General features: G+C 61.2%; 10 protein-coding genes and 1 pseudogene. 4 read left to right on the top strand and 7 right to left on the bottom strand.

Features of this window, described 5'->3' with window-relative positions:
* The first annotated feature begins 6 nt into the window (after positions 1-6).
* On the top strand, positions 7-3,075 hold the full coding sequence (locus R1A29_RS04980) for an efflux RND transporter permease subunit (RefSeq protein WP_438300814.1): 3,069 nt from the start codon (positions 7-9) through the stop codon (positions 3,073-3,075).
* Between the two features lie 630 nt (positions 3,076-3,705).
* Positions 3,706-4,155 (top strand): annotated as a pseudogene (locus tag R1A29_RS04985) (Fic family protein); the annotation flags it as partial.
* On the opposite strand, the gene R1A29_RS04990 reads toward R1A29_RS04985, so the two are convergent.
* Genes R1A29_RS04990 through plsB form a run of 3 tightly spaced genes read right to left on the bottom strand, consistent with a single transcriptional unit; the run spans position 4,152 to position 7,821 of the window.
* Positions 4,152-4,841, bottom strand: a complete 690-nt coding sequence (locus R1A29_RS04990) for a DUF4197 domain-containing protein (protein WP_085712823.1) — start codon at positions 4,839-4,841, stop codon at positions 4,152-4,154. The pseudogene R1A29_RS04985 and the gene R1A29_RS04990 overlap by 4 nt on opposite strands.
* A gap of 25 nt (positions 4,842-4,866) precedes the next feature.
* A complete protein-coding gene (locus tag R1A29_RS04995; RefSeq protein ID WP_438300815.1) occupies positions 4,867-5,265 on the bottom strand; it encodes a YbaY family lipoprotein in 399 nt (132 codons plus the stop codon).
* Between the two features lie 51 nt (positions 5,266-5,316).
* On the bottom strand, positions 5,317-7,821 hold the full coding sequence (plsB, locus tag R1A29_RS05000) for a glycerol-3-phosphate 1-O-acyltransferase PlsB (RefSeq protein ID WP_438300816.1): 2,505 nt from the start codon (positions 7,819-7,821) through the stop codon (positions 5,317-5,319).
* A gap of 237 nt (positions 7,822-8,058) precedes the next feature.
* On the opposite strand from plsB, the gene R1A29_RS05005 reads away from it, so the two are divergent.
* Positions 8,059-8,268, top strand: a complete 210-nt coding sequence (locus tag R1A29_RS05005) for a cold shock domain-containing protein (RefSeq protein ID WP_077044286.1) — start codon at positions 8,059-8,061, stop codon at positions 8,266-8,268.
* 76 nt (positions 8,269-8,344) lie between these two features.
* Here the strand turns inward: R1A29_RS05005 and R1A29_RS05010 are convergent, their stop codons facing one another.
* From R1A29_RS05010 to R1A29_RS05025, 4 genes are all read right to left on the bottom strand, one after another.
* Complete coding sequence (locus R1A29_RS05010) at positions 8,345-8,722, bottom strand: hypothetical protein (RefSeq protein ID WP_085729795.1); 378 nt, start codon at positions 8,720-8,722, stop codon at positions 8,345-8,347.
* Positions 8,723-8,798: 76 nt separating this feature from the next.
* Positions 8,799-9,608 carry a putative RNA methyltransferase gene (locus tag R1A29_RS05015; protein ID WP_438300817.1) on the bottom strand — a complete coding sequence of 270 codons (810 nt, stop codon included), beginning with the start codon at positions 9,606-9,608 and terminating at the stop codon, positions 8,799-8,801.
* On the bottom strand, positions 9,608-10,759 hold the full coding sequence (gene dapE / locus R1A29_RS05020; protein WP_114881565.1) for a succinyl-diaminopimelate desuccinylase: 1,152 nt from the start codon (positions 10,757-10,759) through the stop codon (positions 9,608-9,610). Before dapE ends, R1A29_RS05015 begins: the two co-directional genes overlap by 1 nt.
* A gap of 212 nt (positions 10,760-10,971) precedes the next feature.
* Positions 10,972-13,563, bottom strand: coding sequence for a glycosyltransferase (locus R1A29_RS05025; protein ID WP_265812191.1), 2,592 nt, complete (start codon positions 13,561-13,563; stop codon positions 10,972-10,974).
* A 213-nt stretch (positions 13,564-13,776) separates the two neighbouring features.
* Here R1A29_RS05025 and tcdA point away from each other — a divergent pair, with 213 nt between their 5' ends.
* A complete protein-coding gene (gene tcdA / locus R1A29_RS05030; RefSeq protein ID WP_085702578.1) occupies positions 13,777-14,595 on the top strand; it encodes a tRNA cyclic N6-threonylcarbamoyladenosine(37) synthase TcdA in 819 nt (272 codons plus the stop codon).
* Positions 14,596-14,618: the final 23 nt, after the last annotated feature.

The raw sequence follows: 14,618 nt of genomic DNA on the forward strand, positions 1-14,618 counted from the left end.
GTCCCGATGCGCTTCAACCTTTCCGAATGGGCGTTGCGTAATCGCCAGATCGTACTGTTCCTGATGCTTCTGCTGGCCATCGTCGGCGCCTTGTCCTACACCAAGCTCGGCCAGAGTGAAGACCCGCCATTCACCTTCAAGGCCATGGTCATCCAGACCCGCTGGCCCGGCGCCACGGCGCAGGAAGTCTCGCGTCAGGTCACCGAGCGCATCGAAAAGAAACTGATGGAAACCGGTGAGTACGAACGCATCGTTTCGTTCTCTCGTCCCGGTGAATCACAGGTCACCTTCATCGCCCGCGACTCGATGCATTCGGTGGAGATTCCGGACCTCTGGTATCAGGTGCGCAAGAAGGTCGGCGATATCCGCCAGACCCTGCCACCGGGCATTCAGGGCCCATTCTTCAACGATGAATTCGGCACCACGTTCGGCAATATCTACGCCCTGACCGGCGACGGTTTCGACTACGCCGTGCTCAAGGATTACGCCGACCGCATCCAGATCCAGCTGCAACGGGTCAAGGACGTGGGCAAAGTCGACCTGCTCGGGCTGCAGGACGAGAAGATCTGGGTCGAGCTGTCCAACGTCAAACTTGCCACCCTCGGCTTGCCGCTGGCGGCAGTCCAGCAGGCGCTGGAAGAGCAGAACGCGGTGTCCACTGCCGGGTTCTTCGAGACCGGCAGCGAGCGCTTGCAGTTACGGGTTTCGGGGAATTTTCAGACCGTCGACGAGATCAAGAACTTCCCGATCCGGGTCGGTGATCGTACGTTCCGCATCTCCGATGTCGCCGACGTGCGGCGCGGTTTCAATGATCCGCCGGCGCCGCGCATGCGCTTCATGGGCGAAGACGCGATCGGGCTCGCGGTGGCGATGAAGGACGGCGGTGACATTCTGGTGCTGGGCAAGGCCCTGGAAGTCGAATTCTCCCGCCTCCAGAAAAACCTCCCGGCCGGCATGCAACTGCGCAAGGTTTCCGATCAGCCAGCGGCGGTGAAAAGTGGCGTCGGCGAGTTCGTCCAGGTCCTGGTCGAAGCGCTGGCCATCGTGTTGCTGGTGAGTTTCTTCTCCCTCGGCGTGCGCACCGGCATGGTGGTGGCGCTGACTATTCCGCTGGTGCTGGCGATGACTTTCGCCTGCATGTATTACCTCGGCATCGGCCTGCACAAGATTTCCCTCGGCGCACTGGTACTGGCGCTGGGCTTGCTGGTGGACGACGCGATCATCGCCGTGGAAATGATGGCGATCAAAATGGAGCAGGGCTTCGACCGGATCAAGGCCGCCAGTTACGCCTGGACCAGCACCGCATTCCCGATGCTCACCGGTACGCTGATCACCGCTGCGGGTTTCCTGCCGATTGCCACCGCGCAGTCCGGCACCGGTGAATACACCCGCTCGATCTTTCAGGTCGTCACCATCGCGTTGCTCGCCTCGTGGGTGGCGGCGGTGATGTTTGTGCCGTACCTCGGGGAAAAACTCCTGCCGGATCTGGCGAAAATTCACGCGGCCAAACACGGCTCGGGGGACGGACATCCGGATCCCTATGCCACACCGTTTTACCAGCGGGTTCGACGTCTGGTGGAGTGGTGCGTGCGTCGGCGTAAAACGGTGATCGTGCTGACAGTGGGGCTGTTCGTCGCTTCGGTGATGCTGTTCAAGTTCGTCCCGCAGCAGTTCTTCCCGGCCTCCAACCGGCTGGAACTGATGGTCGATCTGAAACTGGCGGAAGGCGCGTCGCTGGCCAACACCACCGCTGAGGTCAAGCGACTGGAAGCGATGCTCAAGGATCATGCCGGCATCGACAATTACGTGGCCTACGTCGGCACCGGTTCGCCGCGTTTCTATTTGCCTCTGGATCAACAACTGCCGGCGGCGAGCTTCGCCCAGTTCGTGGTGTTGGCGAAAACCATCGAGGAACGCGAAGCCCTGCGCACCTGGCTGATCGATACCCTCAACGAACAATTCCCGGCCCTGCGCTCGCGGGTCACGCGACTGGAGAACGGCCCGCCGGTCGGCTATCCGGTGCAGTTCCGCGTCACGGGTGAACACATCGAAGAAGTCCGCGCATTGGCACGCAAGGTCGCGGCCAAGGTGCGCGAGAATCCGCATGTGGTGAACGTGCACCTGGACTGGGAAGAGCCGAGCAAGGTCGTGTACCTGAACATCGATCAGGATCGCGCCCGGGCTCTGGGTGTCAGCACGGCGAACCTGGCGAAATTCCTCCAGAGTTCGCTGACCGGTTCCAGTGTCAGCCAGTACCGCGAAGACAACGAGCTGATCGAAATCCTCCTGCGCGGCACCGTGCATGAGCGTACCGAACTGTCGCTGCTGCCGAGTCTGGCGGTGCCGACCGACAACGGTCGCAGCGTTGCGTTGTCGCAGATTGCCACGCTGGAATATGGCTTCGAGGAAGGCATCATCTGGCATCGCAACCGACTGCCGACCGTGACGGTGCGGGCCGATATCTATGGCAAGGAGCAACCGGCGACGCTGGTGAAACAGATCCAGCCGACCCTCGATCCGATCCGTGCCGAATTGCCTGACGGTTATCTGCTGGACGTCGGCGGCACGGTAGAAGACTCCGAGCGCGGGCAGAAGTCGGTGAATGCCGGTGTGCCGATGTTCATTGTCGTGGTGCTGACGTTGCTGATGGTGCAGCTGCGCAGTTTCTCGCGTACGGCGATGGTGTTTCTGACGGCGCCGCTGGGGTTGATCGGGGTGACGCTGTTTCTGCTGGTGTTCCGCCAGCCGTTCGGGTTTGTGGCGATGCTCGGGACGATTGCACTGTCGGGGATGATCATGCGCAACTCGGTGATTCTGGTGGATCAGATCGAGCAGGATATTGCGGCGGGGCTCAGGCCCTGGCAGGCGATTATCGAGGCAACCGTGAGGCGGTTCCGGCCGATTGTGCTGACCGCGCTGGCGGCGGTGCTGGCGATGATTCCGCTTTCACGCAGTGTGTTTTTCGGGCCGATGGCGGTGGCGATCATGGGTGGGTTGATTGTGGCGACGGCTCTGACGCTTTTGTTTTTGCCGGCGTTGTATGCGGCTTGGTTCAGGGTTCGTCGGGACGGTTGATTTGCTTTGTTGAGCGTGGCGGCCTTTGGGCCGGCCATGCTCTGGGTGTTTTTTGTGAATATCCGTTGCTTCGGGTGTTGCCGCTGGCGGTTTCGCCCTTACGGCGAGTCCCTTTTTCAGACGCCAAAAAGGAACCAAAAGGCTGGGCCCCGGCGTTCGGCCCCTCGCTTTGGCTCGGTGTTCCTTCGTTACGGGATTCATCCGGGGGCATCGCCTCCGGTTTGCTTCGCTGCACCTCCTCTCGATGTGTTCGACTTCGTCGAACGGCGCTTCGCGCCTACCCCGGATAAATCCCTCCACTCAGCCTACCGATGGGGCCGGCACGTCAAAAGCTTTACTCGAGCTAACGCTCATCGTGTTTGAGTGGCTATGGGCTGCGGTGTCTCCTACAGACTTTTCAGAATTCTCTGATATTGAGGCCATCTGGTCTGGGGTGTTGTACTCGGTTCTCTGTGTTTATGAGTGATCGAGAGGTTTTTCATGAAGAAGCCGCCAGTATTGAAAGGACGGTCCGATCCGGTGTTCGACTTGTTGGCGCGGGCGCCGCACAAGCAGTATCTGGTGGATTATCTGGCGTTGCTGAAGCCTCTCGATGATCGGGGGCGTTATTTGCCTTTTGAGGATTTGCGCTATCGCTGGGCGCCGGTGAAGTACGGGCGGTCGTATTTGCATAGCGAGGCCGATGAGCTGGATCTGACGTATTTCATCGAGTTGCAGTGTTCGGTGATTCAGCGTGCAGTCGGTCGCTTCACGGATGTCTACCGCAAAAGCCTGGCGTACACGGAAGACTTTGAGCGCTGGCTGATGGCGTCGGACTTTTTCGAGCGGCTTACGCAAAGGCAGCGGGCGCTGTATCAGGTGGCCAAGAGCGGAGTGGCGAAGGAGTTTACGGCGAGCAACGTGAGGGAACACTTGGGTTGTTCTTGCAGCACCGCGATGTCGGCCCTGAATGGACTGGTCGAATTGAAGGTCTTCGAGAAAAGGAAAATGGGCAGCGAGTGGGTGTTCTTTTTACGCAGTCCAGCCAGTGTGTTGAAGGACGGGAGCGAGTTGCCTCGCTCCCGTGCAGCGTCGGCCTAAAGGCTGCCGAACACCTTCTTCGCCAGACTCGTCGCCGCAGCGGCCGGGTTCTTGCGGATGGTTTCTTCCTGTTTGCCGATCATTTCGAACAGGCCGTTCAGCGCTTGTTCGGTGACGTAGCTTTCGATGTTCGCGCTCTTCGCGTCGACCACGCCCAGTGTCGCAGCCTGGCCGGCGAACGAGTTGTACTTCTGCGCCACGCCTACCTTGTCGGTCGCCTGTTTGACGATTGGCAGGAACTTGGCGCGGATCTGTTCGCGGCTGGATTTGTCCAGGTATTGGGTGGCGGAGTCGTTGCCGCCGCTGAGGATGCCTTTGGCGTCGGCCACGCTCATTTTCTTCACGGCGTCGACCAGGATCGGCTGAGCCTGGGTCACGGCGGTTTCCGCAGCCTTGTTCATGGCGGTTTCCAGTTCGTCGACCTGGGCGCCCATGCCGAACGCTTTCATCTTGCCGGCGACTTTGCCGAGTTTGCCCGGCAGTTCGATTTTTACGTCCGGGTTGTTGCTGAAACCACCCGGCGTGCCGAGTTGTTTGACGGCCAGTTGCGCACCCTGGGTCAGGGCATCCTTGAGGCCGCCGGTGGCGTCGCCCTGCGACAGGTCGCTGAGGGACAGGGCCATGGCGCTGGCGGATATCATCAGGCCCGCGCACAGGCCGGCGAAGCGAAGGGTAGGGCGGAGCATCAAGGCTTCCTTGTTCATAAGAGCGTTAGCGGGCGGCGTCGACGCGGATCTTCAGTGGCTGGGGATCCTTGCCATCAAGCTGCACGGCATGGTTTTCGGTGGTGATGAACATCAGTTCGCCGTTGACTTCGATGCGTGCGCTGACCGAGTAGCGGTGGCCGGGTTTGACCTGGGCCGGATCGTAGCTCAAATGGAACGGCAGCGGCACTTGTCCCTTGATCGGGCCTTTCTGTTCGTCGAGCACGACGGCCGGCGCATCGGCCAGCGAAACGTCCTGCAGGCTCACACTCAAGGTCGCGCTTGGTGGCAGGGCGATGCGTTGCAGGTAGAACACTTCGCCGTCGAGGCTGGCTTTGCCGGCGGGTGTCGTGGACTGGCAGGCGCTGAGCAAAGTGGCTGCGGCCAGCAGGGATAGTTTTTTCATCGGAAATCTCCGTATCGACGGCGCCAGAAGAAGCCTGGCGCCTATAGGAATCTAGTCGCTTTGTGCGGGGGCGGCGGGCTGATCGGCTGCATCTTCGCTGCGATGTAGCGCCACCTGGCGAATCGACAATCGAATCTCCGCAGGCAACACCCGTTTCGCTGCGCCTTCGGCCAGTTCTCCAAGCAGTTCGTGATAACTCAACTTGCCTGCTTCGTCGCGACGCAGCACGTCGAGATCGAGCATCGTCTGGATGAAGTGGCGGAACAGGCTCTTGTCGAAGAACTCCGGTGCGTTCAGGCCATGCAGGATCGACAGGCGCTGGGCCATGACTGTGCACAGGTCTTCCAGTTCTTCGGCGCTGATGGTGTTCTGGCCGGCGTTGAGCAACAACGATACGGTCATGTAGAAGCGTTGCAGGGTCTGGGCGATGCTCTTCGACAGCAGGGTCAGAAGCACGAAATGCCGCGAGCTCGGTGCCGGGCGCAGGTACACGTCTTTCTCGAAACGCAGCAGGCCTTGTTCGACGAAAGCCTCCAGCCACTGATCGATCACCGCATCCAGTTCGTCCAGGCTCCAGCGGATGAACAGCTCCGCTTGGAGGTACGGATACAGCGCTCGGGTGTAGCGCAGGATCTGCTCGCGGCTCATGCGCGAAGTGCTCTGGAAGAAACTTGCCAGCAACGCCGGCAGGGCGAAGATGTGCAGCACGTTGTTGCGGTAGTAGGTCATCAGGACGGCGTTCTGTTCGTCCAGATAGAGAATCTTGCCCAGCGCATCGTTCTGTTCGGACAGCAGATCCATGTCCTTCACATGCTTGATCAACGCCCGGCCATCACCCTCCGGCAACGTGGTGTGCGGCGAGTATGGGACTTGGCGCAACAGTGCCAGATACAGATCCAGCACCCTGGCCATGGCTCGATCATCCAGTGCCAGACGAGTGGTCGACAGCAACGCCAGCGCCACCAGGTTGACCGGATTGATCGCCGCCGCTTCGTTCAGGTGCTGCGCGACCTTTTCGCCGAGGCGATTGGTGGTTTCGTTGAGCCACGCCGGTTTGAACTGCGGGCCCAACTCCTGCTGGCGCCAGCCCGGCTGTTCGCTGTCGAGGAATTCCGCCAGTTTGATCGGCTCGCCGAAGTTCACCGCCACCTGGCCGAAACGCTGCTTGAGCGCGCCGATGACTTTGAAAATGTCGAAGATCGATTCTTTCTTCTTGCTCGCGCCACGCAGTTCGCCGAGGTAGGTGCGACCTTCGAGTACGCGCTCGTAGCCGATGTACACCGGCACGAACACGATCGGCATCCGCGAGGAGCGCAGGAAGCTGCGCATCGTGATCGCCAGCATCCCGGTTTTCGGTTGCAGCATGCGCCCGGTACGCGAGCGGCCGCCCTCGACGAAGTATTCGACCGGGAAGCCCTTGGTGAACAGGGTGTGCAGGTATTCGTTGAACACCGAGGTATACAGCGGATTGCCCTTGAACGTGCGGCGCATGAAAAACGCACCGCCGCGCCGCAACAGACTGCCGATCACCGGCATGTTGAGGTTGATCCCGGCGGCAATGTGCGGCGGGGTCAGGCCGTTGCGGAACAGCAGGTACGACAGCAGCAGGTAGTCGATGTGGCTGCGGTGGCACGGCACGTAGATCACTTCGTGACCCTGGGCGACCTTCTGCACGCCTTCGATGTGGTTGACCTTGATCCCGTCGTAGATCTTGTTCCAGAACCAGCTCAGCACCACTTCCAGAAAACGGATTGCGGTGTAGGTGTAGTCCGACGCGATTTCGTTGCCGTAGCGCAGGGCCTGGGCCTTGGCTTTTTCCGGGGAGATGTTTTCGCGCTCGGCCTCGTCGAGGATCGCTTGCCTGACCAGCGGCTGGTTGAGCAAGCCCTTGACCAGGTTGCGGCGGTGGGAAATGTCCGGGCCGATCACCGCAGCCTTGAGGTTGCGGAAGTGCACCCGCAGGATTCGCTGGGTCATGCGCACGGTGCGCTCGTGGCCCTTGTTGTGTTCGATCAGTTCACGCAGATGGATCGGCGCGGAGAACTGCACGCGGGTCTTGCGCCCCAGAATCATGATGCTCAGCAGCCGACGCAGGCGCCCGGTGACGGCCCAGCTGTCGGCGAACAGCAGTTTCCACGGACTGTTTTCGCTGTCCGGCGACTGGCCCCAGAACACGCTGACCGGAATGATCTGCGCGTCTTCGGCGGCATTCTGGGTGAGGGCGCTGACCAGTCGGGTCAGGGGCGGCGGTGCGCCGCGCTTGTCCTGGCGGCCGAGCCAGTCCGGGTCCGGCGTCAGATAGAAGAACGCCGCCGGTTCGATCAGCGATCCCACGGATACCGGCAGTACCGGGCGCGGCAGGCCGGCCTTGGTGCACTCGGTGTCGACCACCGCCAGATCAGTCAGCGATGGGTTTTGCAGGACGTAGAACACCGGACGACTGCGGTCGAGGTTGAGGGTGAACGACGACTGGTTGATCGTCTCGGAGCGAACCCAGAGATACAACAGTCGGCGCAAGGTGCCAAACACAAGACGGCGGAACGGGGAGCGGGTCATACGGCTTCTGCGTGAGTGGATAAACCGAGCGTTTGCTCGGGCGGTCGATAGTGTGCCGGATTCATGGAAAATCGGCAAAAAAGCGGCGAAGTAATCTCCTGTTGAGAGTTCTGCCGCCTGTCATATACTCGGCGGTCTGTCGCCGGGGCCCTTTTATGGACGTCGGACGCAGGCTGACGTTCCGCAAAGGCTTTCCTGCGAAAAGCCTGTTCAATAATAAAAAAGGAGTATGAACAGATGGCAACACGTGAAACCGGCAGCGTGAAGTGGTTCAACGATGCCAAGGGCTACGGCTTCATTCAGCGCGAAGACGGGGTGGACGTATTCGTGCACTACCGCGCGATCCGCGGTGAAGGCCACCGTTCGCTGACTGAAGGTCAGCAGGTTGAATACGCGGTGGTGGAAGGGCAGAAGGGCTTGCAGGCGGAGGATGTTGTAGGCCTGTAAAGCTAGCTACGAGCTGCAAGCTATAAGCCACAAGCAGTTCGGCTTGCGGCTCGAGGCTTGTAGCTCGAAGCTGCTTTTATGCCGTTTTCCAGGTGATTTCTTCTTCACCGTCTTCGCTGATCCGAATCCAGCGGTCCGCCGTTTCCTCACCTTCTTCCTCGACCCACGTCCCCGGCGCGCAGCGCACTTCGACGTTCAGCGCGGCAAAGGCTGCACGGGCGCAGGCGATGTCGTCGTCCCATGGCGTCTGGTCGCTTTCCAGGTACAGGCTGTTCCACTTGCCCACGGCTTTCGGCAGCCAGGTCACCGGGATGTTGCCGGCCTTGCATTTGTAGGTCTGACCTTTCTGTACCCAGTCGCTGCACGGGCCGAGGGCTGCGCCCAGCCAGGCGGAAATGGCCTTGTGGTCGACGTCGGCGTCTTTCAGGTAAATCTCGATGTCCGGTTGGCGCATGGATATCCTCACTGCGGGTCTGAAAAATCCATTCGCGGATTTAGCCGGCCCCGGGCTGCTTGCCCGAGTCCAAAAGTTATTGAAGAACGAAATAATCGTAGCGCATCGACACGGTGGTCACGAACGGCTCGGCCTGCTCGATTACCGCCGCACGGCGCTCGGCACTGGCGCGCCAGCCGTGGGGCGTCATCGCCAGCAGGTTGGCGCGATCCTCGGGTCTGTCCAGCGTCAGTTTGAATTCCAGGGTTTCACTGTGCGCCAGCGCCATGCCTTCCGGCACCAGGGCCAGGTGCTTGTCGTCGGTGTACTCACGCACTTCGTCGTACAGGCGTTCGCGCAGTTCCATCAGATGACCGCTGGTCGGGCCGACTTTCATCAGACCGCCGCCGACGCTGAGCAGGCGCTTGGCTTCTTCCCAGTCCAGTGGACTGAAGACACTGGCCAGAAACTGGCAACTGCCGGAAGCCAATGGCACACGGGCCATGCTGGCGATCAACCAGGTCAGCGCCGGATTGCGTTTGCAGGCGCGTTTGACCGCCTCTTTCGAGATGTCCAGCGCGTAACCGTCAGCATCCGGCAAGGCCTCGGCGATCTGCGCGGTGTAGTAGCCCTCGCCACAACCGATATCGACCCAACGGGCCGGCGCATAACTCGCCGCCAGTTCCGCCAGGCGCTTGGCCACCGGCGCGTAATGGCCGGCGTTCAGAAAGTCGCGGCGAGCCTCGACCATCGCCTGGTTGTCGCCGGGATCGCGGCTGTTCTTGTGCTGCACCGGCAGCAGGTTCAGATAACCCTGGCGCGCACGGTCGAAGCGGTGGCCGGCAGGGCAGACCACGCCGTTGTCCACCGCGTTCAGCGGTTCACTGCAGATTGGACACGCAAGCATCAGGCGAGCAACTTGATCAGGGTCTGGTAGTAGATCTCGGTCAGCACGTCGAGATCGGCCGCCAGCACGCGTTCGTTGACCTGGTGGATGGTCGCGTTGACCGGGCCCAGCTCAACAACCTGGGTACCCATGGTCGCGATGAAACGGCCATCGGAAGTACCGCCACTGGTGGACGCCTTGGTCTCGCGGCCGGTGATCTGCTTGATGCTCGACGACACCGCGTCGAGCAGCGCGCCCGGCTCGGTGAGGAACGGCAGACCGGACAGCGCCCAGTCGATGTGCCAGTCCAGACCGTGCTTGTCGAGGATGTCGGCGACGCGTTTCTGCAGGCCTTCGACGGTTGATTCGGTGGAGAAACGGAAGTTGAACAACGCCACCAGATCACCCGGAATCACATTGGTCGCGCCGGTGCCGGAATTGACGTTGGAAATCTGGAAACTGGTCGGCGGGAAGAAGTCGTTGCCGTGATCCCAGTGCTCAGCGGCCAGTTCGGCCAGGGCCGGAGCCGCGAGGTGGATCGGGTTCTTCGCCAGGTGCGGATAGGCCACGTGGCCCTGCACACCGCGCACGGTCAGCTTGGCGCCGAGAGAGCCGCGACGACCGTTTTTCACCACGTCGCCCACCAGCGTGGTGCTCGACGGTTCGCCGACGATGCACCAGTCCAGACGCTCGTTACGGGCTGCCAGACGCTCGACCACAGCCTTGGTGCCGTGATGGGCCGGGCCTTCTTCGTCGCTGGTGATCAGGAACGCGACCTTGCCCTTGTGATCCGGGTAGTCGGCGACAAAGCGCTCGGCGGCCACAGTCATGGAGGCCAGGCTGCCTTTCATGTCCGCCGCGCCACGGCCGCAAAGCATGCCGTGTTCGTCGATCACCGCGTTGAACGGGTCGATCTGCCAGGCGGTCACCGGACCGGTCGGCACCACATCGGTGTGGCCGGCGAAGCACAGCACCGGGCCGTCGTTTTTGCCGTGAGTCGCCCAGAAGTTATCCACATCTTCGATGCGCATCGGCTCGAGGGTGAAACCGGCATCGCCCAGGCGCTGCATCATCTGCTTCTGGCAATCGGCGTCGACCGGCGTCACGGACGGACGGCGGATCAGGTCGATGGCGAGTTGGAGGGTCGGCGAAAGGTCGGCGTGGGCCGTCATGGAAAACTCCGGATGCTGTAAATGTGGGAGCGAGCTTGCTCGCGATGACGATGTCCTGTTCAACATAAATGTTGAATGTGACGGACTCATCGCGAGCAAGCTCGCTCTCACAGGTCTGGTGGCAGGCCATCGGGGCCTTGGCCCTGCAAAATGGCGGTTATCTTAAAGCAAAACGGCGACCATTGGCCGCCGTTTAGTGCTTCGTCGAGGAATTAGACGACAGGTGCCGGTTCAGGCGCCGCCGAAGGTTTCGGCAGCGACGACAGGAACGCCATGATGAGCGCCGCCACATACGGCAGCGACTGCACCAGCAGCATGGCCACCCAGAAGCGCATGTCGTTGCTCGGAATGCCCTGCACCAGGTAAATCCCCAGCGCCGCGCCCCACAACAGCAGCATGATGAACAGCTCTTCCCTGGCCTCGGAAATCGCCACCCAGAAGCCATGGTTGTCGGCGTTTTTCGGCGTACGGAAGAACGGAATGCTGCTGGTGAAGAAGCCGTACAGCACCGCTTTGGCGATGGTGTGCGACAACGCCAGGCCGGCCAGTGCCGCGCAGAACGCATCCTTGAGGTTCACGCCCACGGCGCGACGGTACAGGAAGATGATCTTGCCGACCTTGAACACGAACAGCGCCAGCGGCGGGATCGCGAAGATCAGCAGTGGCGGATCGACCCGCTGCGGCACGATGATCATCGCCGCCGACCACAGCAACGCGCCGACGGTGAAGAAAATGTTCATGCCGTCTGCCACCCACGGCAGCCAGCCCGCGAGGAAGTGGTAACGCTGACCACGGGTCAGTTCGGTGTCCTTGCCGCGCAGCAGGCTGCGGGTGTGACGCTTGATGATCTGGATCGCGCCGTAGGCCCAGCGGAAACGCTGCTTCTTGAAGTCGATGAAGGTGTCCGGCATCAGACCCTTGCCGTAACTGTCGTGGTAATACGCCGCCGAAAGGCCTTTCTCGAATACGCGCAGACCGAGTTCGGCGTCTTCACAGATGCACCAGTCGGCCCAGCCCAGTTCTTCCAGAACCGAGCGACGGGTCATGGTCATGGTGCCGTGCTGGATGATCGCGTCGCGGTCGTTGCGGGTGACCATGCCGATGTGGAAGAAACCTTTGTATTCGGCGTAGCAGAGCTTCTTGAAGGTGCTTTCGTTCTGGTCGCGGTAGTCCTGCGGCGACTGCACCACGGCGATTTTCGGGTCGGCGAAGTGCGGCACCATGTGCTTGAGCCAGTTCGGGTGCACGCAGTAGTCGGAGTCGATCACCGCGATCACTTCGGCGTCCTTGGCGGTGTGCGGGATCAAATAGTTCAGCGCGCCGCCCTTGAAACCGGCCAGGGGCGAAACGTGGAAGAACTTGAAGCGCGGGCCGAGGGTTTCGCAGTAGTCGCGCACCGGTTCCCAGACCGCCGGGTCCTTGGTGTTGTTGTCGATGATCAGGACTTCGAAGTCCGGATAATCGAGATTGGCCAGGGCATTGAGGGTCTGTTTGACCATCTCCGGCGGCTCGTTGTAGCAAGGCACGTGGATCGATACTTTCGGGCGGTAGTCCGAATCGCCGACCACCGGCAGGAATTCACGGCGACGCTTGTGGATCCACACGGCTTCGGCCAGTTCGTGGGCCTCGGTCAGCAACACGATGAACACCCCGAGCGCACCGAGCGCCAGAAGGAAGCCCACCGTCAGGCTGAACCACGTGCTGTATTGCTGGCTGTAGTCGTAACCGATCCACACCAGCACCGAACCGCAGAGGAACGCGATAAAGGTCAGGAAAGTACGGCCGCGCTGGCGCAGGGCCGAACCGTCGATCATCAGCAGGGTCAGTGACAACAGCGCCAGCACCACCGAGCCGATGGCCAGCACGCGCCATTGCGGGATCGCCACCACCGGGCCTTCGAAGTTGAATTTCTGCTGGCGCGCTGCGTTGAACACGCCCCAGTAAGCGCCGACCGAACCTTCGTCGCTGGCCTTCCACGGCTGGTCAAACGCTTCGATCACGAAGTAGTTGAAGCCCTGGCGGTTGAGTTTGTTGACCAGCGTGCGCAGGTAGATCGCCTGATCCGCCGGCGACGCATCGGCGCCACCGCGCATGCGGCCGTTGCTCGGCCAGCCCACTTCGGACAGCAGCAGCGGCTTTTTCGGGAACATCTTTTTCAGGTCGCGGGCGCGGTCGAAAACGAACTGCCCGGCCTTGTCCACCGGAATGAATTCCCAGTAAGGCAGAACGTGCGCGGCGATCAGGTCGACGTGCTTGGCCAGTTCCGGGTGTTCTTCCCAGACGTGCCACTGTTCGGAGGTGGTCACCGGCACTTTCACGGCCGCGCGCACGCGGTCGAGCAGCACGCTGAGTTCTTTGGCAGTGATTTCCTTGCGGAAGATTGCTTCGTTACCGACCACCACGCGAACCACGCTGCGCGAGGTGTTGGCCAGTTCGATGGCACGGGTGATTTCCCGTTCGTTGCGTTCCTGGTCGGGGCTGATCCAGATCCCCAGGGTCACGCGAAGGCCGAATTCTTCCGCCAGTTTCGGGATGTCTTGCAGGGAACCGTCGACCGAGTAGATGCGGATGTTGTCCGTCAGCTTGCTCATGATCTCCAGGTCGCGGCGCATTTCGTCGTCAGTCGGATACTGATCCTTCTGCGGGAACTGTCCTTGCTGGAACGGTGAATAGGAGAAACCGGAGATCTGCTCCGGCCAGTTCGGCGCGGAGACGGGGCGGTTGATCAGCGCCCAGAAACCGGTGAACAGGGCGGCGATTGCCAGAACCACCACCAGGTTGAGTCCAAATTTACGCGATGACATAGCTGTGTCGGGTTCCAAGGTCTGTGGAACGAAGGGTCGGCTGGTTGACGCCTGAGGGCGCGCATCCTACACCGGCAGTTCGCCGAGTCCTACAACAGACAGGGAAATGCCGGACGTTGGGCAATCGACTTTGACTTAAGTTCTTACACTTGTAGCTTGAAGCTTAAAACTTGTCGCTGCGTAGTCCTATAATGCGCGCCGGTTTTTGGGGTAATGGTCATGAGTACAGAAGATCCGCGGTTTGCAGGCATCGCCCGTTTGTATGGCATTGAAGGGATGGAGCGTCTGCGCGCCGCCCACGTGGCGATTGTCGGCGTTGGCGGCGTCGGTTCCTGGGCGGCGGAAGCCATGGCCCGTTGCGGGGTGGGCGAAATTTCCCTGTTCGACCTCGACGATGTCTGCGTCAGCAACGCCAACCGGCAGTTGCATGCGCTGGACAGCACCGTCGGCAAACCCAAGGTCGAGGTGATGGCGGAGCGTCTGCGCGGGATCAACCCGGACTGCAAGGTGCACGCCGTGGCGGACTTCGTCACCCGCGACACCATGGCCGAATACATCACGCCGAACATCGACTGCGTGATCGACTGCATCGATGCGGTCAACGCCAAGGCGGCGCTGATCGCCTGGTGCAAGCGCCGCAAGATCCAGATCATCACCACCGGCGGCGCCGGCGGGCAGATTGATCCGACACTGATTCAGGTCTGCGACCTCAACCGCACCTTCAACGATCCGCTGGCCTCGAAAGTGCGCTCGACATTGCGCCGCGATTACGGCTTTTCGCGCACAGTGACCCGTCATTACAGCGTGCCGTGCGTGTTCTCCACCGAACAGCTGCGTTATCCAAAACCGGACGGCAGCATCTGTCTGCAGAAGAGTTTTGTCGGCGACGGCGTGAAGCTGGACTGCGCCGGCGGGTTTGGCGCGGTGATGATGGTGACGGCGACGTTCGGCATGGTCGCGGCAACCAAGGCGGTGGACAAGATTGTCGCGGGCGTCCGGCGCCCGGCGGATCGGGTCAAGCCTCAGGCCTGAAGCAGAGGGCTGCGCAGCGGCCC

The sequence above is a fragment of the Pseudomonas sp. NMS19W genome (assembly GCF_051554255.1).
GTDB classification, from domain to species: domain Bacteria; phylum Pseudomonadota; class Gammaproteobacteria; order Pseudomonadales; family Pseudomonadaceae; genus Aquipseudomonas; species Aquipseudomonas kribbensis.

Excerpts from the sequence above, each read along its gene's own strand:
- R1A29_RS05005 (WP_077044286.1), top strand. The coding sequence starts at position 8,059 with ATGGCAACACGTGAAACCGGCAGCGTGAAGTGGTTCAACGATGCCAAG.
- dapE (WP_114881565.1), bottom strand. The coding sequence starts at position 10,759 with ATGACGGCCCACGCCGACCTTTCGCCGACCCTCCAACTCGCCATCGAC.
- R1A29_RS05010 (WP_085729795.1), bottom strand. The coding sequence starts at position 8,722 with ATGCGCCAACCGGACATCGAGATTTACCTGAAAGACGCCGACGTCGAC.
- R1A29_RS05025 (WP_265812191.1), bottom strand. The coding sequence starts at position 13,563 with ATGTCATCGCGTAAATTTGGACTCAACCTGGTGGTGGTTCTGGCAATC.
- tcdA (WP_085702578.1), top strand. The coding sequence starts at position 13,777 with ATGGTCATGAGTACAGAAGATCCGCGGTTTGCAGGCATCGCCCGTTTG.
- plsB (WP_438300816.1), bottom strand. The coding sequence starts at position 7,821 with ATGACCCGCTCCCCGTTCCGCCGTCTTGTGTTTGGCACCTTGCGCCGA.
- R1A29_RS04990 (WP_085712823.1), bottom strand. The coding sequence starts at position 4,841 with ATGCTCCGCCCTACCCTTCGCTTCGCCGGCCTGTGCGCGGGCCTGATG.
- R1A29_RS04995 (WP_438300815.1), bottom strand. The coding sequence starts at position 5,265 with ATGAAAAAACTATCCCTGCTGGCCGCAGCCACTTTGCTCAGCGCCTGC.
- R1A29_RS04980 (WP_438300814.1), top strand. The coding sequence starts at position 7 with ATGCGCTTCAACCTTTCCGAATGGGCGTTGCGTAATCGCCAGATCGTA.
- R1A29_RS05015 (WP_438300817.1), bottom strand. The coding sequence starts at position 9,608 with ATGCTTGCGTGTCCAATCTGCAGTGAACCGCTGAACGCGGTGGACAAC.